Here is a 770-nt window from a genome sequence, read left to right on the forward strand (position 1 = left end):
AGATTACTGTTGATGTTGGCCGTAAGCTATATCGATGGTTAGAGCTTGGAATTGATGTAAAAGCCGAGGAAGAATCTAAAAGACTGCAGCTGATTGAGCAAGTCAAGGCTATTGCAGCAAGAAAGCCAGAAGCTAAGAAGAAAGTGGAGGAGTTCGAATTTAAAGCAGATATTAAACTCGAAAACTTCAATATCAAACTTGCAGAAGCAGCCTTAGACAGGCTAGCAGAATTTAAATAATAGGAGGAATTATACATGTTTACAGTAGATTACGATAAAGCAGGACAAGATTTTGAACCCATTAAACCAGGTGAGTATGAAGTTATTGTTGTAAATTATGAGCAAAAAGAATCATCAACTAAGAAAAAGATGGTCGTTGTTGATTATGAGATTCGTTCGGATGTAGATCAGCCATGCCAAGGACAAAAACTTTTATTCGATAACTTCATTGTTTCTGATAATACAACTTGGAGATTCCAAGCAGCATCAAAAGCAGCTCAGTTCCCAAATGGTGTTCAATTTTCTTCATACAAAGAGTGGGCAGATACTTTTATGAATAAACATCTTCGATTAGTGGTTGGTGAACGTGAATATAACGGCAAGACGTACCCACAAGTAAATGGATTTAAAGTCTCGGAAGCAGAAGCACCTGCAGGTGAGATTAAGATCTCAGATGATGATGTGCCATTTTAATAGCTTGATTGAATAGTAGAAGGGGGCTAACGCTCCCTTTTATAAGGGAGTGATGATGTGACATACAACTTTAACAAT

At 37.4% G+C, this 770-nt stretch carries 2 protein-coding genes; both read left to right on the forward strand.

The window, feature by feature from the left end:
• Window positions 1-239, forward strand: a 239-nt coding sequence (locus ACFQ8C_RS37085) for a hypothetical protein (protein WP_383466377.1), incomplete at its 5' end; no start/stop codon positions are given.
• Window positions 240-254: 15 nt separating this feature from the next.
• Entirely contained in the window at window positions 255-692 is a 438-nt protein-coding gene (locus ACFQ8C_RS37090; protein ID WP_383466379.1) for a DUF669 domain-containing protein, read from the forward strand.
• Window positions 693-770: the final 78 nt, after the last annotated feature.

It is taken from the genome of Streptomyces sp. NPDC056503, from assembly GCF_042794995.1.
Lineage (GTDB): Bacteria > Actinomycetota > Actinomycetes > Streptomycetales > Streptomycetaceae > Streptomyces.

Excerpts from the sequence above, each read along its gene's own strand:
- ACFQ8C_RS37090 (WP_383466379.1), top strand. The coding sequence starts at position 255 with ATGTTTACAGTAGATTACGATAAAGCAGGACAAGATTTTGAACCCATT.